Here is a 23,061-nt window from a genome sequence, read left to right as displayed (position 1 = left end):
TTTCCAATTATTCAGCACAATCCCGTAATTATATATAGTTTAATTCTCAATTGAATAATTAATAAAAATCAAAGAAGTGTTGAGTGGTAGAGAAGACGGTTTACCTAATTAAGATGCCTACAAAAAAAAAGCTATTGCTATTGATGTGTCAAGCAAAACCTGTGTGCGGAGTCTTAAGGATTGCCCCTTTGCCCCTTCAAACATATCCATTAGTTGTAATTGTCTCAGAATATATTAATTAGATATTCAGTAAGATATTCTGTATTATTGCAATGACAAGACTGTTTCAAACTGTTTTTAGTTAAAAAGAAGTGCCAAAGTTCTGTTAATGAACAAAAATACCAACTATACCGAAACTACAGATGCCGATTTACTGAACCTTCTTAGGGAAAATCCTGAAGTTGGTATTACTATGGTATACAATAGGTATTGGAAAGTGCTTTTGGATGCAGCATTTAAACGGCTAAAGGATGAACAGGAGGCTAAGGAAGTTGTTCAGGAACTTTTTATAGCGTTGTATACCAGAAGAAATGAGCTGGTTCTGACCTCTGGACTCGAAGCCTATTTAGGAAATGCCTTAAAGTACAGGGTATTAAATCACTTTAGACACCAGACAACAAGAGAGAGATATGCACAGATTATCTCCACACAATCTCAGACTTATATTGCAGAGGTAGACCAGAGAATAGAAGATGCCGAGCTAGCTATCCGTTTAAAGTCAGCTACTGAAAAATTACCACCGAAATGCAGGGAGGTATTTTTGTTGAGTAAGATAGAACGCGTGACAAATGCAAAAATCGCCGAAAAACTGGGCATTTCTGTAAGTACGGTTGAGAAACACATCAGCAGAGGTATGATCCTTATGCGCAAACATCTGGGCGACAATGACAGCTACCTGACCATAATTGCTATTCTGTTATTCGCAAGCAGCAATAAATAGACTGATTAACTCTACAGAACCACTTGATATTGTAAGATTGTTTGATTTTATATCACTGTTTATCAGTGTTTTGTGTTTTTTGTGCTCGATTTAATTTTTATGACTAGCGGTTTTTGATTTCTAAAGTGACATGTATTAAAGCACGATACCTATGAAATATGACAGGTTAATGGATTTGATTGAAAAGATGGAAAATCAAAATGCAAGCATTTCGGAGTTGGAAGAGCTGGATTTGTTTTATCAGTCTTTCGAAAATGCTGAAGTGTTCGATTTTAGTGCAATTGATGAAGATAATTACAGAGCGGAGTTCCTGACAGAAATTAAGAAGAAAATCGGATTTATGAAGGTAGTGGATAAATCCGTTACAAGGAGATTATGGCCTCGCATTTCAGCTATAGCAGCCTCGCTAATCTTAATTGCATGTGGGATTTATTTCTTTGACCTAGTAGGTCGTTCTGACAAAGCCAAGAGCCTTATAGTTCATGATATTGCACCCGGTAAACATGGAGCAACATTGATACTTTCAAATGGAAAGAAAATCAGGTTAACTGACTCTGGTAATGGCGAGCTTGCAAAACAGACAGGGATAATTATCACCAAAACCACTCAGGGAGAAATAACCTATCATGTAATGCCGAACACACTGCCTGCTTCTGGGCCGGACCCGGCTCCTGAATATAATTCACTATCCACTGATAAAGGTGAAACTTTTGAAGTGTTGCTTCCTGATAAAAGTAAAGTATGGCTAAATGCCGCATCTGTATTGACCTTTCCGATAAGATTAAAAGAGAATGAGAGAAGGGTGGTAAAACTCGACGGTGAAGCATATTTTGAAATTGCAAAAGATAAAAAGCATCCTTTTATTGTTGAAAGCAATGGTCAACAGGTTGTGGTTCTTGGTACACATTTTAATGTCAATTCTTATCGCAATGAACCATTTGTTAAGACAACATTGCTTGAGGGAAGTACAAAGATCATATCAGATAACGGGAGTGAGAGGATTTTAAAACCTGGACAGCAGTCGGTTTTACAGGGGCATAAATTGGATGTGAATGAAGTAGATATAGACGAGGCTATAGCCTGGAAGAATGGTGATTTTGTCTTCAACGAGGAAGAACTTACAAGTATCATGCGGAAGTTGGAACGGTGGTATAATATAGATGTAGAATACCAGAATGCCAGTATTGGAAATAAAAGATTCGGGGGGACTATATCTAAATTTTCCAATGTATCTGATGTTCTCAGAATGCTTGAGTTAACTAGGGGGGTACATTTTAAAATTGAAGGAAGGAGGATTATCGTGAATAAATAAATACATCAAAAGGCCAAAAAAGCCAGAAGTGGTGGAACACTTCCGGCTGTAAGTCTGGCCAAGAATCAACAATTAAAGCAGAGTCAACTATAAACCAAACTTAACAAATGTATAAAAATTACATTGGAAAATGGGATAGGCACCTATCCTTTTTCCAGGAAACCCTACGTGTAATGCGACTAACCATAATAATTTTGTTTATTTCAATTATGCAAGTTAGTGCTTCAGGTTATGCACAAACAATTACTTTTAAATCGCAGAATGCGACTTTAAAAACCCTGTTCAAGGCGATTAAAAAACAAACAGGGTATAATGTAGTCTGGGACAGTGAAACCATCAACCTAACTGAGCCTATCGTCGCTGATTTTAGTGAAACCTCAATACCTGAAGTATTAAAGACTGTGCTTACAAAGCAGTCGCTAAGTTATGTCATAGAAAAAAAAACCGTCGTCATCCGTTATGTGCCACCGGTAGAAAAACTTTCCCCGCAGTTGGCAGATATTAAAATCGACGGACAGGTAGTCGATCAGAATGGGGCACCCTTGATAGGAGGGACGATTACCATTAAGGGATCAACCCGGAAGATTGCTGTAGGCGCGGGAGGATATTTTACCATCGACAAGGTAGATGCCGGCGCTACACTGATTTTTACCTATCTGGGCTATGAAACCCAGGAGGTAAAACTTAAGCCGGGAGTTTCTACTTTAAAAATTACAATGAAGCTTACTGAAAACAAGATGGATGATGTCGTTATCACCGGTACCGGTATTAACAGGAAGAAAGATAGCTTCACGGGATCAGCGGTCACTTTTACAGGTGATCAGCTCAAATCGATAGGGAATAAAAATGTACTACAAAGTTTAAAAACCCTCGACCCGTCATTTATCCAGATCGAGAATAATCTGCAAGGCTCAAACCCCAACAGAATTCCCTCCTTTGAGGTAAGGGGCAAGACCAGTATCAATACCTCCAATCTGAACGATCAGTTCGGTTCTGATCCGAACCAGCCCTTATTTATATTGAATGGTTTTGAAAGCTCCCTCCAGACAATCTATGATCTGGATATGAACCGTGTAGCATCGATCACAATTCTTAAAGATGCTGCATCTACGGCATTGTATGGATCTAAAGCAGCGAATGGTGTAGTGGTAGTCGAAACAAAACGTCCGCAACCAGGAGAGCTCAGGGTAAACTATACCGGAGATTTTTCTGTTGATATGCCTGATCTGAGCAGTTATAACATGATGAACGCATCGGAAAAGCTGCAATTTGAAAAACTTGCAGATGTTTATGCTGATCCTACTACTGCTTATTGGGCTACTGAAGCAAATTATAACGCAAAATTAGCAGATATACAACGCGGGGTTAATACCTATTGGCTGAGTGAACCTGTACGAACAGGATTTAGCAACAGACATTCGCTTACCTTTTCGGGGGGAAGCAATGAGCTTAGTTTCGATGCCAATATCAACTACCGCAATCAGGATGGGGTCATGAAAGGTTCCAATAGAGAAACCTATGGTGGTAATATTGATCTGAATTACAGGAAAGGAAAACTGAATCTTACCAATATGTTTTCTTTGAATGGTTTTAGATCCAATGAATCTCCTTATGGATCATTCAGCGACTTTGTAAATGCCAATCCGTATTACCGGAAAACGAATCAGGATGGTAGCTTATCCAAGTATCTTGATCCGCTCAACATAACACCCAGTACGGCCAATCCGTTGTATAATGCATCATTGTTCAGTATAAACCAGTCGCAGTCCCTGTCGTATATCAATAACCTTCAGGCAATTTATACTTTGTCAGATTCTTTCAGGATCCAGGGTGGCATCCAGATAAAAGGTAACAATGACAACAGTATCATCTTTACCAACCCGGAAAATACAATGTTTGATGGCGTTACTGCTTATGAGAAAGGGCGTTATACCAACACACATCCCTCTGGTTTCTCTTACAATGGCAACCTTATGTTCACTTATGCGAAAGTCATAGATAAGCACCAGATCAATGCCAACATCCGTGGAGACATTCAGCAGAATTCGAATAGATCTACCGGTTTTTCTGCGGTAGGATTTCCATATGGCACAAATGGTAATCCCGCATTTGCCAACAGTTATACTCCCTATAGCCGGCCTTCATCGGCAATTTCCATATACCGTGGTTCTGGTGTACTCGCCAGTGTCAATTATGCCTATGATCAAAAATACCTATTGGATGCAACTTATAGGTTGGACGGCTCAAGCGCTTTTGGCTCTAACAATATCTTTCAGTCCTTTGCTTCTGCGGGTCTGGGATGGAATATACATAGAGAACCATTTATCCTCCCGATTCATTGGATAAGCCTGTTGAAACTTAGGGCTGACGTGGGGGTCACAGGAAATCAGAACCTTGGGCAGTTTAGTTCAACATCTATCTATTCGTTTTTACCGGGGAGTAATAGTTTCGGGCAGGGCTTAGATCTTATATCCCTTGGGAATCCAAATCTGGAATGGCAAAAAACGGTTCAGGCAAGTTATGGATTGGATTTTGCCCTGTTAAATAACAGGTTTAGCGGCTATCTTGAATACTTTGATAAGTACACAGATCCCTTGGTTATTTCGGCCAATGGTACATTGCCCAGCTCTACCGGTGCAAGCAGCAACTATGTGATCAATGCAGGAAATTTAACTACCCGGGGCTGGAATTTCAACCTGAGAATGTCACCTATTTACAATTTGAAGGACAGGGTCATCTGGACAGTTGGAATTACAGGTACACTGATGAACAGCAAATACGGAGGATTGAACAGCAAGCTAGACGCATTGAATAAACAACAGGAGACAACCTCGGGATTAATAAGATATAGTGATGGATATAGTCCCGACGATATTTGGGCTGTGGTTTCACGCGGTATTGATCCGGCTAACGGAAATGAGATATACCAGAAAAAAGACGGCTCATTAACTTATGTATACAGTACAGATGACATCATTAAAGTAGGTAATACCAGACCTAAGATGGAAGGAGTAATCAGTACATCATTTACCTACAAGGGGTTCACCGCTGGAGCGAACATAAGGTATCTGATAGATGGTTACGTATTCAACAGTGCGGTGTACAATAAAGTTGAAAATATAAGCACCACCGGGGTACTCTATAACCAGGATAAAAGAGCTTTATACGAAAGATGGCAAAAACCGGGGGATGTAACGCAGTTTAAGGCAATCAATACCAGGGTCTTTACGCCAATGTCCTCACGCTTTATTCAAAAAGATACACACTTTGTAGGAGAGTCCTTTAACCTTGGCTGGAGGATCAATAAAACTCCTTGGTTACAGGCGTTAAAAATGCAGTCTTTAAGTATAAATCTGTATGTCAATGATATTTTCAGACTGGAAAGCGTAGTAAGCGAAAGAGGTACAGACTATCCATTCTCCAGATCAGCCTCTCTGAGTTTAAATGCCTCATTTTAAATTTAATAATGAAAGATATGATACCTAAATATTTATACATCATCGCCCTGTCTGTTATAGTCGTGTTCGTGAGCGGCTGCAAAAAGTATCTGAATATCCAACCGGAAGATAAGTATACCCAGGAACAGGTATTTTCTAATGAGCTTGCTGTTCAGCAAGCCCTGAACGGACTATATTTTAACCTCTCGTCAGGTACACTTTACGGTGTGAATATGACCAATACAACTCTTGAACTTATGGCACAACGCTATAACGTATCGCTAAATAGCACTACAGTTGCTAGTTATCAGCAGTTTCAATTGTATACTTATACAGATGCCAATACACTAAGTGTGTATGATAACATCTGGACCAGCACTTATTCCACGATTACCAAAGCCAATGCCTTTATCCTAAATCTTAAAGAAGCGGAAGACAGAGGTATTATCAGTCATTCAAATGCCGGACTGCTGAAAGGAGAAGCTATAGGGATCAGAGCAATGCTACATTTTGATATGCTCCGTATATTTGGACCGGTTTATCTGGTAAGTCCCGATGCGAAAGCCATTCCCTACTATAAAAATGCAGACGCAGTAAAAAAAGAGGTGCTCACCGCAAAACAGGTTCTGGATAGCGTAAGTGCTGATCTTGCAACAGCTAAAGCACTGTTGGCAGGTGATCCTGTGATCAACGGGGGAGTGATTAATGGAAGTAATTTCTATAGTTCCCACAGAAATCAACGGTTAAACTATTATGCTGTCGAAGCTTTACAGGCAAGGGTGTTTTTATACGCCGGAAAAAGACCAGAAGCCAATCAGGCGGCAAGGCTAGTTCTTCAACAAGGTGAAAAATGGTTTCCATGGCTTCCATATACCAGCATAGTAAATAATCCCTCACCAGATAGGATATTTTCCACCGAAGTGTTATTCGGTGTTTATAATCAGGATATGTACACCAACCAGACTGCCCTGTTCAGCCCAGAACTCAACAATTTGTTAACTCCATTGCCTGAACGTCTGACCAGTACTTTTGAGGGCAATCAAAATGATTACCGCTATTATACTACCTGGGTTGACGGAATTAAAGGACGTACTTTTTTTAAATTCGCTGATCTGGCAGATAAAACTAAACCGTGGCGTTTTATCCAGCCCCTTATCAGGAAAAGTGAGCTGTACTATATCATTGCCGAAACTGAAACTGATCCGTCCGCGGCAATTAATTTTCTTAATACAGCAAGGTTTAACAGGGGACTTGTAAATCTTCCTCCCACCGCTTCACTTGATGCCGAAATCCAAAAGGAATACCAGAAGGAATTCTGGGGTGAAGGCCAGCTTTTCTTTTATTATAAAAGAAAAAACAGGACCTCCATTCCTTCTGCCGTTTCCCCAACGGCGAATATATCAATGAACACGGCGAAATATGTTTTGCCTCTCCCGCTTTCAGAAACCTCACTACGTTAATTAAAAGGAAAAAGAAATGAACACTATTAAATATATCTCTATATCAGCTCTGATATTCTGCTTTTTTACATCATGCAAAAAGCAGTCATTATTGACTTATAATTCACCAGATAACATTTATTTTACTTCTACTGGGCAGCCCCTTGACTCTACGAATTTCACTTTTGCTAACCAGCTTCCATCTGTAAAAGCTACGGTATTTAAAATACCTATCGCAGTAAGTGGTACTCCAAAAGATTACGACCGTACCTTTCAGGTAATCGTTGACAAGAGCAGTACCGCAATTGCGGGTCAGCACTATGAATTCCCATTTTCTATGACTGTTAGGGCAGGGAGGGTTGTAGATAGTCTGGGTATAAAATTATTGCGGTCAACTGATCTTCAGAATAAAGCAGTGCTGTTGAAGCTCATCCTTCAAGAGAACCAGAACTTCCATGTCGACATAAAAACTGTGACTTCTTATACCAGTTTTATAAACGTCACAAATTTTAAGCTGTATATATCTGATGTACTTGTTGACGGAAAATACTGGTCAGGAGTATTTGCAGCTTATTTTGGTGCTTTTAGCAAAAAGAAGGTATTGCTAATTAATCAAATTGTAGGGATGCCGCTTGATTATTATACATCAGGTTGGCTTACGGATGTAAATGTATCTGCTAAAAGTACTGTTTGGGCGATCACGATGAGCCATTATCTGGCAGATCAAAAAGCTGCAGGTAAGACCATTTTTGAAGATGATGGTGTCACTGAAATGGTGATGGCCCCGGCCTATCAATAATCACTTTTTAATTACATATTAATTATTAAATTATGAGAAAGATTTTGCTTCACCAATTACTGGTGATACTTTTCGTTTCCTCTTTAGCATCTTGTTCAAAAGATATCGGAAACTATACTTACCACGATATTAATCAAATTACATTTACGGATCTGGATACAATTAAAGGATACCGGGTTAATTATGATGATTCTCTGGTTTTAAATCCAACCTTAGCGATGACAAAAGATGATAGTCATTCTATAGGAGATTATATTTACGAGTGGTCATTCAGGCTGCCAAACAAGTTTGGAAATACGTCTGATTCTGTGATCTCAGTGAATAAAGTCCTTAAAATCAAAGTAGGAGTTCCACCAGGTACCTATCCTTTACAGTATAGGATTACAGATAAGAAAACAGGGGTTCAGTTTCATGCAAGGACCCAATTGGTTGTGGTTTCGGAAATATATGAAGGTTATTTGGTGCTCAACGATGTGAATGGACAATCTAGGCTCGATATGCTTTCCTATAATAAAGCAGATAATTCATTCCGACAGTTTACAGATGTCCTAAAAAAAATGGGGTCAACCCTTCCCATGCAGGGAAAGCCATATCAGGTATTTTGTATGGATTACACAGGCACCAACATTACCACTCAGAATTACGGTGTTTTTGTTTTAAATGCTTCCGGAACCAGCAGAATTGATCAGGAAACTTTCGCTTACAGCCCAGCACTTAACATACGTAATCTAATTGTGGGCAATGTTCCCGTTAATTTTACAGCACAGGGTTTAACGGGCAATCTAACAGCTGCTTCGTTTCCTTTAATGGTAATGTACGCCAATGATAATGTGTATATGTACAGTACACTCGCTGGATATGCCTTTAAATACACTCCGATAAATGTTTATACACCAAGCGGAGCGCCATTCAGAATATCACCCAATATCATTACAAACAATGATAGAAGAACGGTGATGTATAATATGGACAAACGTAGCTTTGTTTCAGCAGCTTCATACAATAGTACTTCGGTTACGGATATCCCAACTTATCCTACGGGGTACGACCTGGTTTATATGAACAGGGACTATAACAATAAGGCATTTGCGATCATGAAAGATCCAGCTACGGCAAAATATAGGTTGCTGAGATTTGACATCGGGGGGCTTGTTAATGATAATATTGAACTTGGGCCGGAATTTGCAAATGCCTCCCACTATGCCTTAAGTCCAGAACTGGGTTATATTTTCTACAGCGTGGGCGGAAAAGTATTTGAATTTGATGTTTCCACCAAACAATCAATACTAATGGTCGACAAGGGTGCAGCTATCATTACCTATCTTGATTTTCAATATTTTTATAAACGGTTGGCCACCCCTTCAAATAACCCCAATTACAAAGATTGGGCTAATTTGCTCACTGTAGGGGCTTATGACCCGGGAGCGGCTCCTACTGAGAGTGGTACGCTGGAATTATATAGTGTACCCCCTGTTAATGGCCAGATCATCAAAAAGAATTCCTGGACAGGTTTTGGGAAAATCGTTAGTGTGTGTTATAGAGAAAGATAAATTTCAGCAAAACGTAAAAATGAGCTACCTGAGTAGTGGACACCATAATTCCACTATTCAGATAACTATATCATAAATACCCTAAATTTCATAAAATGAATACATTAAAAAAAACATTAGTACTTGCCGCAGTGCTATGCCCTTTCTTAGCTATCGGGCAAGCTAAATTCACTGTTCAATGTCAGGTAGAAGAAGGACTCAAAGGGAAGGCTGCTTTACACCGCTATACCCTGGAGCGGGGAATAAGTGATGACACACTCTCTTTCAGAGATAGTAAATTTGCTTTCAGTGGCAATATGTATACCACTGAACCTGAAATCGGACAGGTTGTTATTAACGATAGGACAGCTAGCCCTATGAACGCTATATTCTATCTTGAACCGGGTACCATCAATATTCAGTTTATGGGTAGCCAGAAGCGACAGATCGTCTCTGGCACTCCTTTAAACAGAGACCTGCAGGAATACAACGACATGATATATGGTTATCTGGACAGTTTGTATACAGCGGGTGGCAACACTAAGAGGTATGGTGTTTTTAGTACTGAAGTACAGGACAGATCGGTTGCTATTATGGAGAAATTTGCCAAAAAGCATCTATCTTCACTGGTAAGCCTTGATGGAATATGGAATATGGCAACTTATACAAAAGCGATATCCAAACCCAATCAAGCTAAACTTAGTGATATTTTTCAGCACCTTAGCCCGGTATTGAAAGGTTCGGAAAAAGGTAAAGAGTTTGTATCAAAGATTAAAGGTTTAGGTGTTACAGGTGTAGGTCAGATGGCCCCTTTATTTTCCATGGCTGATACCTTAGGACGTGTAACCTCCCTAAGTGAATTTAGGGGTAAATATGTTCTTTTAGACTTTTGGGCCACCTGGTGCGGGCCATGTCTTGCTGAAATGCCCAATGTTGCCAAAATATACAGGAATTATAAGAACAAAAATTTCACCATAGTTGGTGTTTCAATGGACCGTCCGGATTCGAAAAAGAAGTGGTTGTCACTTATTAAGGAGAATAATTATAACTGGACCCAATTATGCGATTTTAAGTGGTGGAACTGTGAAGCCGCTTTGTTATACAATGTTGGCTCTGCACCGGCAAACTTTCTGATAGATCCCAATGGAAAGATTATTGCAAAAGATCTGATTGGAGAAAAACTGGAAAGTAAGCTGAAGGAAATCTTTGATTAAACTTTAAAAGATCTTAAATGAACAGATAGGTATAAACTCGGCCATTGCTGGGTTGACATCTATCTGTCAGTTAGCTATAGCATGTTTACTTAAAAAGAGAACCTTTGCAGTTAGTTTAAACCAGGCTGTTGCCAGATGAAAAAAAGAAAGAATTAAGAGGGGAAAAGCCTCTGTTACCGAAAAAATAAACGAAAGTAGTGCCTGAAAAAAGAAAATATCCGGAATAATCTTGAATCCTTGTCAATGAACAAATATTGACTGATTTTTGAATAGTTAGTAATGATTATCTCCCGAACTTTGTAGAAGTAGTAAGGGACTTTTGATTAGTTATAATGACGGTACCTCCGGATGGTTGGGCTGATCATGTTGGTGTTTTAATACAACCTACCGACAAATTCCACTTTGCTACCAACTGTGGATGGACAGGCCCGTCAGGATCTGAATGGGCCCGTCCTTTAAAAATTGTCTGTTTTGGTTATCCGACATTAAACTATTGCTGGTTTTTTGAGAAGATCTTACTCTGGTAGCTTCAAACGCTAATATTTACTGCTCTTCATCTGAGTAATATCTACGGTTTCCAAAAGACAACGGGAGATAAAACCGTAAGATGTTATTTCAGCTGAGTACCCATGTCAGGATCGGTTTTATCTTTAAAGCGATGAGCCGATTGGAGACCAACATTCCGGGCTATTTATAGAATTTTTTATCAAAACATATTGAAAATGAAAAAAAAGATCATATCGATGGTATTAATGTTGCCATTAGTATCATTTGCGCAACAGTCCTTCAGTATCAACGGAGATTTGAAGGGGTTGAAATCGGGGAATAAAATATTCCTCTCGTACTTTGCTGAGGGTAAGATTGTCTCTGATTCTGCCAGCGTTTCAAACGGGAAGTTTGATTTTAAGGGAACATTACTCTCGCCCTCCAGAGCTGAATTGTATTTGAACAGGAACTTTTCGGTAGTGAAACCGGTCAAGGGCGAAACGGTGGATAAGCTTACCTTTTACATAGAGCCCGGCAAGATATCGCTATCCTCCCCGGATTCACTGGACCATGCAACTGTTAAAGGTTCTCGGTTAACTGTAGACAATGAAAAACTACAAGGGATCACAAAGCCAGTCATATTACAAATGAATGAGCTCAACAATAAATTTGTAAGGCTCTCTGCAGATGAGAAGAAAATACAACAACCTGTTTTAGCTGCAGAATTCACAGCGTTGTCTGATAAAATGAAAGCTATGCAGTTAGCGTTTGTTAAAGATAATATTAAATCATATGTCAGTCTGGTAACCCTCTCCCAATTGGTTGCAGATCCGAAACTATTCTCTGAGGTTGAGCAGATATTCCTGATGATGGACGGAGGTCTAAAAGCGACAGGAACCGGAGCTGAACTGGCATTAATTATAGCGAAAGGAAAGAGCACTGCTATTGGGGCAAATGCAATGGATTTTACACAGAATGATGTTAATGATAGACCAGTAAAGCTTTCAGATTTCAAAGGTAAATATGTCCTGCTGGATTTCTGGGCGTCATGGTGTGTGCCTTGCCGAGCCGAGAATCCCAATGTTGTAAAGGCATTCAACAGCTTTAAAGACAAAAATTTCACTGTTCTTGGAGTTTCTTTGGACCGCCCTGGTAAAAAAGAAGATTGGTTGGCAGCGATCGAGAAAGACGGGCTTGCATGGACTCAGGTTTCAGATCTTAAGTTTTGGGGCAATGAGGTTGCCAAGCTGTACAACATTAGCGGCATACCTGCCAATTTTCTAATTGATCCAACAGGAAAGATTATTGCAAAAAATATACGTGGGGAAGAACTTCAAAAAAAACTCACACAACTATTGGATGCAGGCACGATGTAGTATTTTTATCACCAATAAAAGCAGTTGTAATGATAAAAAAAGACTGTTTTTATTTGTGATCCAGAAATCTGTCTCTTTTACAGGTTTTTTTGAAGACTCAATGTTATTCTGTTTTAAGATCATCTTTTTTCGCAAGAGGGGTGGTATTTACAATTTAAGGCCATAGATTAAAGGGCCATGTCCGGGGAAGTTCCCTGTAGATTTCAGAAAAAGATGCCTAAAGTCTCCTCGGATAAAGGAATAAGTCGTCTGGGCCAATACTTTGGCGAGATATAAGACAATAAAAACATAAACGGATGAACGATTTTAATAATGCTCAAGTGGCGAAACTGCCAGGGCACTTAAAACAATTTATTGTTTCACAGAACTATGAAAGGTACACGCCTATAGATCAGGCGGTATGGCGTTATGTGATGCGCCAAAATTATAGTTATCTTAAGCACGCAGCTTATTATCCCTACATAAGCGGACTGCATAGCGCTGGTCTGAGCATGGAGCGCATACCAGATCTTCAGACAATGAACGATAACCTGGGGAAAATCGGCTGGGGAGCGGTTACGGTAAATGGCTTTATCCCACCTGCGGCTTTCATGGAGTACCAAGCTTACAGGGTATTGGTTATTGCAGCTGATATAAGACAGATCAACCATATCGAGTATACCCCAGCGCCGGATATTATCCATGAAAGTGCAGGGCATGCACCGATCATCGCAGACACGGAGTATAATAATTATCTAAGTTATTTTGGTTCTATTGGAGCCAAAGCAATGTTTTCATCTAAGGACTTTGAACTTTATGATGCGATCCGAAAATTGTCAATTCTAAAAGAAGCGGATGATACCCAGGAAGCAGATATTACCAGGGCCGAAAGAGAACTCATGCATGTCAGTGAAAATATGGGTGAGCCCTCTGAAATGGCTTTGCTTGGACGTTTGCATTGGTGGACGGTTGAATATGGGCTGATCGGAACCATTGAAGATCCGAAAATTTATGGTGCCGGGCTATTGTCCTCAATCGGAGAAAGTGCAAGCTGTATGAAGCAGGATGTGAAAAAACTTCGGTACAGTCTAGATGCCGTAAATTATCCATACGACATAACAAAGCCCCAGCCCCAGCTATTTGTCACCCCCAACTTCCAAAACCTGATCGATGTATTGGAACAGTTTGCGGACACAATGGCTTTCCGCTGTGGTGGGGCGGGCGGGATTATTAAAGCTATCTCCTGCGCGCGGGTAACTACTGCAGTTTATAGCTCCGGTCTCCAGGTAAGTGGAATTTTTACCGAACTAGGTTTAGACGCAGAAGATAACATCAGTTTTGTAATGACAAATGGACCAACGGCATTGGCGTTAAATGGAAAACAATTATCCGGACACGGCAAGGATTATCATCAAAATGGATTTTCCTCGCCTGTTGGCAAACTGAATAATTCGATTAAGGTTTTAGAAGACTATAGCAAAAAAGACCTAGTGCAATCAGGGATTTTAACAGGTAAAATAACAAGGTTAACCTTTGACAGCGGAATTGCAGTTTTCGGAAAAATAAAATCTATTTTAAGAAATGAGAATAAGGTTCTTCTCATCACTTTTGAAGATTGCACTGTAACTGACTGTGATGGCTGTATCTTGTTCCATCCTGAATGGGGGACCTACGATATGGCTGTCGGAGAAAAAATAATTTCTGTTTTCAATGGCGCTGCGGACAAGGAGAGTTTTGAAGAATCTGTAATGGTAAACGAAGAAAAATGTCAACCCGATTATGGGGAGAAAACCCTGGAGCTGCACCAACTCTATAAAAGGGTCCGCTATATCAGAGAAAGTGGGGTAAACTCGGAGAGCCTTGAGAAAATCTTCAGCCAGTTAAAAAATGACCATCGTGATGATTGGTTATGTGCACTTGAGATTCTAGAAATCATAGTTTATCGACAAAATGACAGCTTACTGGAAAAAAGGGTACTTGCATATCTGCAGAGGAGAATAACGCAGGCCCCACATCTGTCAAAGCTAATCAATGACGGGTTATATGCCATCAAGAATCCGGTTTATATATGAGATGTAACCTTGGTACATGAAAAATATTGTCTCTGTTGTATTGCTTTACGGTAACATGCTGGTAGATATTTAACATGTTCTATTCTTTGTTTAAAATCCCGCTATAACCAAACAATCTAATAATAATTATCCAATTTTCCGGAAATTTTCTTCTTTTTACATGCAAATTCCGGATATTCATATTTCTAATAATAATCCACGGCCTCACCCCCGTTTTTCCTAAAAGTATATGCAGACAGAACTTGACAAAGTAGACATCGGATTGCTGAAGCTACTCCAGAATGATGCCTCCCTCACTAATAAAGAACTTTCCTATAAGCTCAACAAATCTATTGCGACTATCCATGAGCGTATACGGAAACTTAAGGACCAGGGATATATCAAAAAAATAGTCGCTATCCTCGATCGAAAAAAAATAAACCGGAACCTAATATCATTTTCACAGGTACTGCTCAATGATCACACTCAGCGTACCCTGAATGAATTTGAGGATTCCGTAACCAAATTCCCTGAGGTCATGGAATGCCTGCAGATGACAGGGGCATATGACTTTATCCTAAGGATTGCTACTGAAGATATGGAAGCCTATCATGATTTCTATCGCAATAAGCTAGCTACACTTGCAAACATCACAACGGTACAGAGCTTTTTTGTGCTTTCTGAAGCAAAGAGCAGCACAGCCTATCCTATATGACCGATCAGAAGGTTCATTCACAATTACCTGACCATATTTTCCTAAGGTACTGGACTTACAAGAAAGTCTGGCAATCCTGCCAGACTTTGCAGCTTTTTTGTATAAACGGATGCAAAGCATCAACCTTGACCGGAGTGAACCGGCTCAGATAGTACAAACATCAAGATATGTAGGATCAAATGCAATAGTTTGTTGATAATCCAAAAAGAATATAGATCTACCGCATTTTCTCCAGATATTTTATGAAATAAACATTTGTTTAGTGTGTTATTCCGTTATTTTTTCAGTTACTGAGCTGGAAGCTCTCTTTAACGGGGGGAGTAAATTTGGACGGCAGTGTGGTACAGGTGATGATTTTGAGGCTGTTTAATAACCATCTGTTATAGTATTTCCTTACCTGCATTCTTTTAAGATTTAGTTGTTGCGATATCTGGATTGTAGTGGGAAGTTCCCAATAGCATTGGCAAAGCCTCTATTTTCCTGTTGCCCTATTTAACGGCAATACAGGGATTTAATATATAATATTGGTTTTTCTTTTTCGTAATTTTGAATCAACAATTACCCACAGATGTCGATAAAGCCCCTTTCTAATGAAAAGGACCTGCTAAAGAAAATAGCGGATGGTGACAGTTTTGCGTTTGCTGAATTGTTCCGTGCTTATAATGAGCCGTTGGCAAAGTATGTTTATACCCTTTTGGAATCTGTAGAGATGTGTGAAGAGGTTGTACAGGATATATTTATCAAAATATGGGAAAATCGCCAGGAGCTTCCATATCTGGAAAAATTCACTTCCTATCTTTTTATCCTTACCCGGAACCATACTGTGAGTTCCATCCGTAAAATGATACAGAACCGAAAATACATGCAGCAGTATATCGAAGATATAGTTATTGACAGTACTACCGAAAATATTTTTAGTGCAGATCAGGAATATCAGGATACGGTTGCACGTGCAGTATTACAGTTACCTCCCTCTCAGCAAACAGTGTTGATGTTGAGGCAACAGGGATTAAAAACGTATGAGATAGCGGAACGCATGGGGATTTCAAGGGATTCAGTGAAAAAGTATCAGCAATGGGCAAGTCATTCTGTTTCAAAGTTCCTAAAATCGCATATTCTTATGGGGGCATTTTTCTTATTTATCAGGCGCCATTAATATTTGAACACGCTTTTTGATCGATCTGTAAATTTAATATTAATTTATTTTAAATTATCATATCCCGATTTTAGGGTTTCTGCGTCTTTAGTTCATAATAAGGCAATGTTGCCACCAGATCTGAACTTCACAAAAGACAATGGACCAACGACTTCAATATTTGTTCAAACGTCAGCTGCTTCATGAGAACTCTCCTGAAGAGAAAAATGAACTGCTCGTTTTGATGGCCGATCCCCGTAACGAAGAGTTTGTCAAAGAACTTTTGAGCTTTTACTGGGAAGAGTTCAGTAGATCGGAAACGGAGTCCGAAGATGTATTCCAGCCTGGGCAGGGAGAGGATATCTTGGATCACCTACTGAAAGAATACGTTTACCCAACGCAGGTTCACACCAAAAAGGTTAAACTTTGGCCCCGTATCGCCTCTATTGCGGCAGCTGCTGCTGGAATTGTTTTTGCACTATACTTTTTTGTGATCAGGGAAAGAGCGACCGATCATGTTCAGGAAAATGCTTATTCAAATAACATCAAGCCAGGAAGACAGGGAGCAACGCTTACACTTTCTGGCGGTAGGCAGATCAGATTGGCAGATGCCCTCAATGGCAGGCTTGCAAAAGAGGCCGGAGCAGAGGTTTCGAAAACCGCTAACGGCCAGTTAGTCTATGACCTTAAAAATAACACTGATGCAGAAAAGACAGAGCTCAATAGACTTTCGACTAGTAAAGGAGAAACCTATATGGTAACCCTGCCTGATAGGAGTAAGGTTTGGCTTAACGCGGCTTCCAGCCTGACTTATGCGGTCCCTTTGATAAAGAACGGAATCCGTTCCGTGAAGCTGGAAGGTGAGGCGTATTTTGAAGTCAACAAGGACAAAGTACACCCTTTTGTCGTTGAATCCGGGGGGCAGAAAGTCGAAGTTCTTGGGACGCATTTTAACATTAACAGTTATGCAGATGAACCGGCGATAAAAACCACACTATTGGAAGGGGCTGTCAAGATTAACAATAATACCGTTCTTAAACCTGGTGAGCAGGCTTTACTTGTTGGTAAAGAGATAAATGTCAGCCCTATTGATACCGAAGGAGCCATCGCGTGGAAGGATGGGAACTTTAGGTTCAATGATGAGAGAATTGAAAGCATAATGCGTAGAATTTCCAGATGGTACAATGTTGAGGTGAAATTTATTGGAGCGGTCACACAGGAAGAATATAATGGTAAAATTTCAAGTTCTAAAAACCTTGACCAGGTTTTGGGCATCTTGAGTGCAACCAAAACTGTTAAGTTCAAGATAGAAGGAAGGGAGGTGATAGTGACTAAATAGATACTTTAAGCATGCTAATTAACCAGGTCCCGAAAGCTATCGGAACCTGGTGAGTTTGGCAGAGCTAACTTTAAAAAAAAAAATCAACTGATAACCCGCAGGTGCCCCCGGCTTGGAAACTAAAGGCACTTTGCGACAAACCAAACTTTAGACAAATGTATAAAATATATACTGATAAACTCGGTGTACTGGAACCGGTATACCGCAAAATGCTACTCATTATGCGATTGATCACTATTATATTAATAGCATCACTAATGCAGGTAAGCGCATCAACCACAACCCTTGCACAGAAGATTTCCCTGTCCGAAAAAAATGCAGCTATTGATAAAGTCTTTAACAAGATCAGCCAGCAGACAGGATATGATTTTTTGGTGACCAGAACGATGATCAGGGATGCAAAACCTGTAAACATCACTGTAAAGGATGAAGAATTAAGTGATGTGCTTTCCCGTATTTTTAAGGATCAGCCCCTGGAATATGTGATTAAGGATAAATCTGTAATCATATCCAGAAAAAGCTTTTCTTCAGCTAGTGCCCCGCAGACCCAAACCAAAATTATTGTTAACGGCAGGGTAGTGGGTGAGGATAATCAGGTACTGCCTGGTGCGAGTGTGAAAATTAAGGGGCAGGACAGGGTCATTAAGACAGGTTCGGGCGGTGAGTTCAGTATCGAAGCTAATGAAGGTGATATAATTACCGTCTCTTTCCTAGGTTATAAAACCGCTGAGGTTGAAATAGGTAAAACCAATAATATTACAATAAACCTTGAAGTGTTACCAGCACAGCTTGATGCTGTAACCGTTGTCAGTACGGGATATCAGAAACTTTCAAAGGAACGGGCGACTGGTGCGTTCAATACCATATCCAAAGCACAGTTGGATAGGCCTTCTACCAACATTGCTCAGCGGTTGGTAGGGGTAACCCCTGGTATGCAGGCAACACTTGATGCTGATGGAAACCCAAGATTCGAAATCAGGGGGCAGACCAGTCTGAATATCAGGGACAATAACGGGAATCTTACTGCCAACGCAGTGCCCCTGGTTGTAGTGGACGGTTTTCCCATCCAGGGTGATTTTTCTACCATTAACCCAAATGATGTGGAAAGTATCACGATCCTCAAGGATGCAGCAGCTGCTTCCATTTGGGGTGCACGTTCGGGAAATGGGGTAATCGTAATTACGACAAAGAGGCCCCAAAACGGTGATGCACTTAAAATTGAGCTGAATTCTTTTATTAGGCTGGGTGGTAAATTAGACCTGAATTATGTTAATCCACAGGCAAGTTCAGCAGAAACCATAGACTATGAGAAGGCTGCGTTCAATCATTGGGGAGGTAAAACGAATCTTGGAACGCTGGCCGGTCAGGATCAGTTCAAAGCATGGTCATTAGGATCGGTTGCGATGAACGAACAATATCTTGGATATCTGAATCTGGGACAGCGTGACGCAAAGCTTGCTCAGCTCTCAGGATACGATAACCAACAGCAGATATCTGATTATCTATTGGCAGCTCCGGTAAACCAACAATATAACCTGAGTATATCAGCTGCTACAAAACGTAGCAGCAATGTTTTTTCTTTGATGTTCGCTGACAACCAGTCGAACTTTAAGAACACAAACAGTCAGCAGTACTTACTGAATTATCGAAATACTACAAACATTTTTAAATGGTTGGATTTTGATTTTTCAGCAATGTTCCAATACAACGATAGGAACAATAGTGGCTATGATCTCAACTATATCAAATCATTATCGCCGTATGATATGCTGCTTAATCCAGATGGATCGCAGACGAACGTGGTAAACACCTATTATCAGCCACTGCTTGACCGGAGCGTTCCGATGGGCAAGTTCCCCTATTCAGATTGGACATTTAATCCCATAGCAGAGATGGCTAACCGCAATCTGGGAGCAAGAGATCTAAATGCACGCCTCCAGGGAGGGCTAACAGTCAAGCTGCTGAAAGGATTGACATATGATGTAAAAGGCCAGTTTGAGATTTTTAATACCCTGACACGGAATCTTTACGGAGAACAGACTTTTTTTGTAAGAAACACCGTTAATACTGCTTCCACATGGAATATGACCACTAATGCAGTCACTCCAAATCTTCCCAAGGGCAGTATCCTCGATCAGAGCCGGGATGAGTATAAAAGTTATAATATCCGCAACCAGTTGAATTTCAACCGCTCATTTGGTAGACATGAAATCAGTGTCATTGCAGGAACGGAGATTACCAACCGTAATTCCCAGTCATTTGGAAATCCAAGGGCTTATGGTTACAATGACCAGACACTAAGTGTAGGGACTTTTCCAAACGGACCTGGGGGGACATCTCTCCAGCTCAAAGACTGGATAGGTACAAACGAAACTTTCAGCTATGTAAATACGTTTCAATATGCGACCGATCGCTATTTTTCGCTATACGGAAATGCAGCATATACATTTGATGGAAAATATACGGTATCAGGTAGTGTGAGGACCGATGCTTCTAACCTTATTTCGGACGACCCTTCTTACCGTTATTCGCCATTCTGGTCTGCTGGTCTGAGCTGGCAGCTCTCTAAAGAGAAATTTTTAAACGATATCACATGGATTGATCGCTTAGGGATACGTATGACCTATGGATATAACGGAAATGTAGATAAGAGTACAGCCTTTATGCCACTGATATCCTCAAATCCTAATCCTGATATATATACTCAGGATAGAACAGCCTCAATAGCCAGTTATGGAAATCCGACCCTTCGCTGGGAAAAGATTGGGACGGCGAATCTTGGTATAGATTATTCTCTCTTTGGCGGGAAAATTTTTGGCAAACTGGACTTATACAGTAAAAAGGGCAAAGACCTTATAGCTGATATTACGATTCCTTCTGCAAATGGTGTGATAAGTCAAAAATTTAATAATGCAGGCATGCTCAATCAGGGGATTGAAGTTGAGTTTGGAACTTTTGCGAATATATCTGACAAAATCCGTTGGACCGGTAGCCTTAATTTTGCCTATAACCACAACGAGATTACCAAGTTGTTTAGGGCAAGTTATCAGCCCTCCAATCTGCTGGGCACTACCTCAGCCTATGTAGAAGGTAAGAATGCCAATACTTTATGGTCTTACAAGTACGCTGGTCTATTTAATCTTGGCACTGATGCAAGCCTTAACTGGCAACCAATGATACAGGGGCCTGATGCCGGCACCAGGTTTAGTTTTGCCAATACCCCACTTGGAAATCCATTGAATTATATGGTAGATGGGGGAACAAAAGTTGCACCCTATATTGCCGGTTTCTCAAGCCAGTTTAGAGTTTATGATTTTGATTTTTCATTTATCTTCACTGGAAAGTTTGGCAATGTGTTCAGGCACAATTCATTTAACTACCCTCTATTGTGGGCAGGTAAAGTGCTTCCAAATAGCAGGTTGTCAGAAGTGATGAATGCAGATCCAATGACAATGGTTCCCCTGCCCAAAAATCCAAATGAGCCAAGTTATTACAACTGGACAAGTTTTACTCCTTACCTGGATTATTTGGTGGACAATGCCAGCTACGTGAGGTTGCAGGAAGTTAATCTAAGCTACAATGTACCTGTAAGATTGTTATCAAAATTTGGGCTCGCCAGAATGCAATTGTATGCCCAGGGCAATAACCTGTTCATCATTACGGCAAACAAATACGGTGAAGATCCCGAGTATCCCATTGGAACAGTCCGTCCACAAGCCCAGTACACATTCGGATTTAAATTGAATTTTTAAGATTTTGATTATGAAAGCAATATATAACCTCGGCTTGAAAATGAGCCTGCTGATAGTAATTGTGACCGCATTGACTTCCTGTAAGAAGTTTCTGGATGAAATCCCCTCAAAAACGTCTTCTATACCGGTTACAACGACCGCCCAGCTCGATGAAATACTCTCGGCCTATCGAGATTTTTGGCCCGAACCCAATAAAGCCAGTCTCTTTGCAACTGACGATAATTTAGTCAGTATGCCAATGTATGATGCTGTTCCAGCAATCTATTCGGGTGCAGGATTGGTGAGCCTACAGGCTACCCTTTGGGATTATACCAATCTGGCCAATGCACAAAGAGATGATTTTTGGGGTGGTGACGGATTTAAGCCTGGTGAGTATGGAAAGATTTTTAGAGCGAATATGGTACTAGAAGAACTTCCCAAAGTAACGGGCAGCGATGAAGATAAAGCGAGGTTACAGGCGGAAGCCCATTTTATAAGGGCATATAGCTACTGGAACCTTGCAAATGTTTATTGTCTGCCTTATGTCGCTAAAAATTTAGCAGAACCGGGCCTGCCATTAAAAACTTCTACCAGCTTTGAACAGCCTCTTGATCGGGCCACGCTTGCGGACACGTATAAACTCATTGAGGCCGATCTCCAGGAAGCACTTAAAATTAAGCAGACCTTGATGCAGAGCGGAAAAGCACGACATTGGAGAGCGAGTACAGCTGGGGTCAATGGATTTTTGGCGCGGTTTTATCTTAACCAGAATAATTATCAGAAAGCGCTGGAATATGCCAGTTCTGCACTTACGGAATATAGTGCCTTAGTGGATTTTAACACGGAAATGTCCAATGGACTGGTCTATCCGATAAATATACCAGGGGTTGGAGCCTCGACAATTCAGTTCCCTAACCAGTTTACGACTTCCCCAACTGATTATACATACAGGATCAGTTGGAAGGAACAACTGTATTCACGTTACCTTGATGGAACTTCCTATTTACCAAGTCCGGGGCTCATGGCAATGTATGATACGGTTCATGATCTGCGTTATAAATACAATTTCGTTGAACATTTATCCTATCTTTTAGGAATAAACTATGATGCCACAGGCTATCTATATTTCTACATTTCAGGCCTTCCAAGCGGTCCTTCAACCGCGGAGATGTACCTGATAAAGGGAGAATGTCAGGCAAGATTGGGCGATTTTAATGCTGGGCTGTCAACAGTGAATCTTCTCCGTGCCAAACGTATGACACCGGGAACCTGGGTAAACCTTAGCGCTGGTACCCAAACAGAAGCAATAAAACTAATCTTGGATGAACGTCGTAGGGAACTTCCCTTCGTTCAGCGCTGGAATGACTTGCGCAGATATAATAACAATGAGGATCCCAATGATGATGTAACGATAACCAAAACGTTCTATCCCTTCACTGCTACAGCCGTTGATAAAACCAAGGCTCCCATTACCTATACACTTGATAAAAATTCAAGGAAATATGCATTGCCGATCAACAATTTTGAGATCTCTTCCAGTAATGGGGGGATCAAACAGAATACCTATTAAATTTTTAAA

14 protein-coding genes are annotated in these 23,061 nt (G+C 40.4%); all 14 read left to right on the top strand.

The genetic code is table 11. From position 1 onward, the window contains the following. Positions 1 to 328 precede the first annotated feature (328 nt). The 14 genes from ACN9MR_RS13520 (at position 329) to ACN9MR_RS13455 (ending at position 23,052) form a co-directional block, all read left to right on the top strand. On the top strand, positions 329 to 940 hold the full coding sequence (locus tag ACN9MR_RS13520) for an RNA polymerase sigma-70 factor (RefSeq protein WP_426330194.1): 612 nt from the start codon (positions 329 to 331) through the stop codon (positions 938 to 940). Positions 941 to 1,091: 151 nt separating this feature from the next. Beyond that, positions 1,092 to 2,252 (top strand): FecR family protein, encoded by a 1,161-nt coding sequence (locus tag ACN9MR_RS13515; protein ID WP_426330193.1) that lies wholly within the window; start codon positions 1,092 to 1,094, stop codon positions 2,250 to 2,252. A gap of 194 nt (positions 2,253 to 2,446) precedes the next feature. After that, on the top strand, positions 2,447 to 5,710 hold the full coding sequence (locus ACN9MR_RS13510; protein WP_426330192.1) for a SusC/RagA family TonB-linked outer membrane protein: 3,264 nt from the start codon (positions 2,447 to 2,449) through the stop codon (positions 5,708 to 5,710). Positions 5,711 to 5,727: 17 nt separating this feature from the next. Next, the gene (locus tag ACN9MR_RS13505) at positions 5,728 to 7,149 is read left to right on the top strand and encodes a RagB/SusD family nutrient uptake outer membrane protein (RefSeq protein ID WP_426330191.1); all 1,422 of its coding nucleotides are present in this window, start codon (positions 5,728 to 5,730) and stop codon (positions 7,147 to 7,149) included. Positions 7,150 to 7,165: 16 nt separating this feature from the next. Then, complete coding sequence (locus ACN9MR_RS13500) at positions 7,166 to 7,927, top strand: DUF4843 domain-containing protein (protein ID WP_426330190.1); 762 nt, start codon at positions 7,166 to 7,168, stop codon at positions 7,925 to 7,927. 32 nt (positions 7,928 to 7,959) lie between these two features. Further along, positions 7,960 to 9,477: a PKD-like family lipoprotein gene (locus tag ACN9MR_RS13495; RefSeq protein WP_426330189.1), complete on the top strand. Its 1,518-nt coding sequence runs from the start codon at positions 7,960 to 7,962 to the stop codon at positions 9,475 to 9,477. A gap of 95 nt (positions 9,478 to 9,572) precedes the next feature. Continuing rightward, positions 9,573 to 10,670: a redoxin domain-containing protein gene (locus tag ACN9MR_RS13490; RefSeq protein ID WP_426330188.1), complete on the top strand. Its 1,098-nt coding sequence runs from the start codon at positions 9,573 to 9,575 to the stop codon at positions 10,668 to 10,670. 722 nt (positions 10,671 to 11,392) lie between these two features. Then, on the top strand, positions 11,393 to 12,532 hold the full coding sequence (locus ACN9MR_RS13485) for a redoxin domain-containing protein (protein ID WP_426330187.1): 1,140 nt from the start codon (positions 11,393 to 11,395) through the stop codon (positions 12,530 to 12,532). A gap of 296 nt (positions 12,533 to 12,828) precedes the next feature. After that, positions 12,829 to 14,583 carry an aromatic amino acid hydroxylase gene (locus tag ACN9MR_RS13480; protein WP_426330186.1) on the top strand — a complete coding sequence of 585 codons (1,755 nt, stop codon included), beginning with the start codon at positions 12,829 to 12,831 and terminating at the stop codon, positions 14,581 to 14,583. 229 nt (positions 14,584 to 14,812) lie between these two features. After that, positions 14,813 to 15,277: an Lrp/AsnC family transcriptional regulator gene (locus tag ACN9MR_RS13475; protein WP_426330185.1), complete on the top strand. Its 465-nt coding sequence runs from the start codon at positions 14,813 to 14,815 to the stop codon at positions 15,275 to 15,277. 568 nt (positions 15,278 to 15,845) lie between these two features. Then, positions 15,846 to 16,433 carry an RNA polymerase sigma factor gene (locus ACN9MR_RS13470; protein ID WP_426330184.1) on the top strand — a complete coding sequence of 196 codons (588 nt, stop codon included), beginning with the start codon at positions 15,846 to 15,848 and terminating at the stop codon, positions 16,431 to 16,433. Between the two features lie 139 nt (positions 16,434 to 16,572). After that, positions 16,573 to 17,751, top strand: a complete 1,179-nt coding sequence (locus ACN9MR_RS13465) for a FecR family protein (RefSeq protein ID WP_426330183.1) — start codon at positions 16,573 to 16,575, stop codon at positions 17,749 to 17,751. 155 nt (positions 17,752 to 17,906) lie between these two features. After that, positions 17,907 to 21,503, top strand: coding sequence for a SusC/RagA family TonB-linked outer membrane protein (locus ACN9MR_RS13460; protein WP_426330182.1), 3,597 nt, complete (start codon positions 17,907 to 17,909; stop codon positions 21,501 to 21,503). Positions 21,504 to 21,513: 10 nt separating this feature from the next. Further along, on the top strand, positions 21,514 to 23,052 hold the full coding sequence (locus tag ACN9MR_RS13455; RefSeq protein WP_426330181.1) for a RagB/SusD family nutrient uptake outer membrane protein: 1,539 nt from the start codon (positions 21,514 to 21,516) through the stop codon (positions 23,050 to 23,052). Positions 23,053 to 23,061 lie beyond the last annotated feature (9 nt).

This window comes from Pedobacter sp. R-06 (genome assembly GCF_049913135.1).
Taxonomy (GTDB): Bacteria; Bacteroidota; Bacteroidia; order Sphingobacteriales; family Sphingobacteriaceae; genus Pedobacter.
The sequence above is the reverse complement of the archived record's forward strand: the minus strand, read 5'-3'. Positions and strand labels throughout refer to the sequence as shown.

Coding starts and splice junctions, on each gene's coding strand:
- ACN9MR_RS13520 (WP_426330194.1), top strand. CDS start 329: ATGAACAAAAATACCAACTATACCGAAACTACAGATGCCGATTTACTG.
- ACN9MR_RS13515 (WP_426330193.1), top strand. CDS start 1,092: ATGAAATATGACAGGTTAATGGATTTGATTGAAAAGATGGAAAATCAA.
- ACN9MR_RS13505 (WP_426330191.1), top strand. CDS start 5,728: ATGATACCTAAATATTTATACATCATCGCCCTGTCTGTTATAGTCGTG.
- ACN9MR_RS13500 (WP_426330190.1), top strand. CDS start 7,166: ATGAACACTATTAAATATATCTCTATATCAGCTCTGATATTCTGCTTT.
- ACN9MR_RS13495 (WP_426330189.1), top strand. CDS start 7,960: ATGAGAAAGATTTTGCTTCACCAATTACTGGTGATACTTTTCGTTTCC.
- ACN9MR_RS13490 (WP_426330188.1), top strand. CDS start 9,573: ATGAATACATTAAAAAAAACATTAGTACTTGCCGCAGTGCTATGCCCT.
- ACN9MR_RS13485 (WP_426330187.1), top strand. CDS start 11,393: ATGAAAAAAAAGATCATATCGATGGTATTAATGTTGCCATTAGTATCA.
- ACN9MR_RS13480 (WP_426330186.1), top strand. CDS start 12,829: ATGAACGATTTTAATAATGCTCAAGTGGCGAAACTGCCAGGGCACTTA.
- ACN9MR_RS13475 (WP_426330185.1), top strand. CDS start 14,813: ATGCAGACAGAACTTGACAAAGTAGACATCGGATTGCTGAAGCTACTC.
- ACN9MR_RS13470 (WP_426330184.1), top strand. CDS start 15,846: ATGTCGATAAAGCCCCTTTCTAATGAAAAGGACCTGCTAAAGAAAATA.
- ACN9MR_RS13465 (WP_426330183.1), top strand. CDS start 16,573: ATGGACCAACGACTTCAATATTTGTTCAAACGTCAGCTGCTTCATGAG.
- ACN9MR_RS13460 (WP_426330182.1), top strand. CDS start 17,907: ATGTATAAAATATATACTGATAAACTCGGTGTACTGGAACCGGTATAC.
- ACN9MR_RS13455 (WP_426330181.1), top strand. CDS start 21,514: ATGAAAGCAATATATAACCTCGGCTTGAAAATGAGCCTGCTGATAGTA.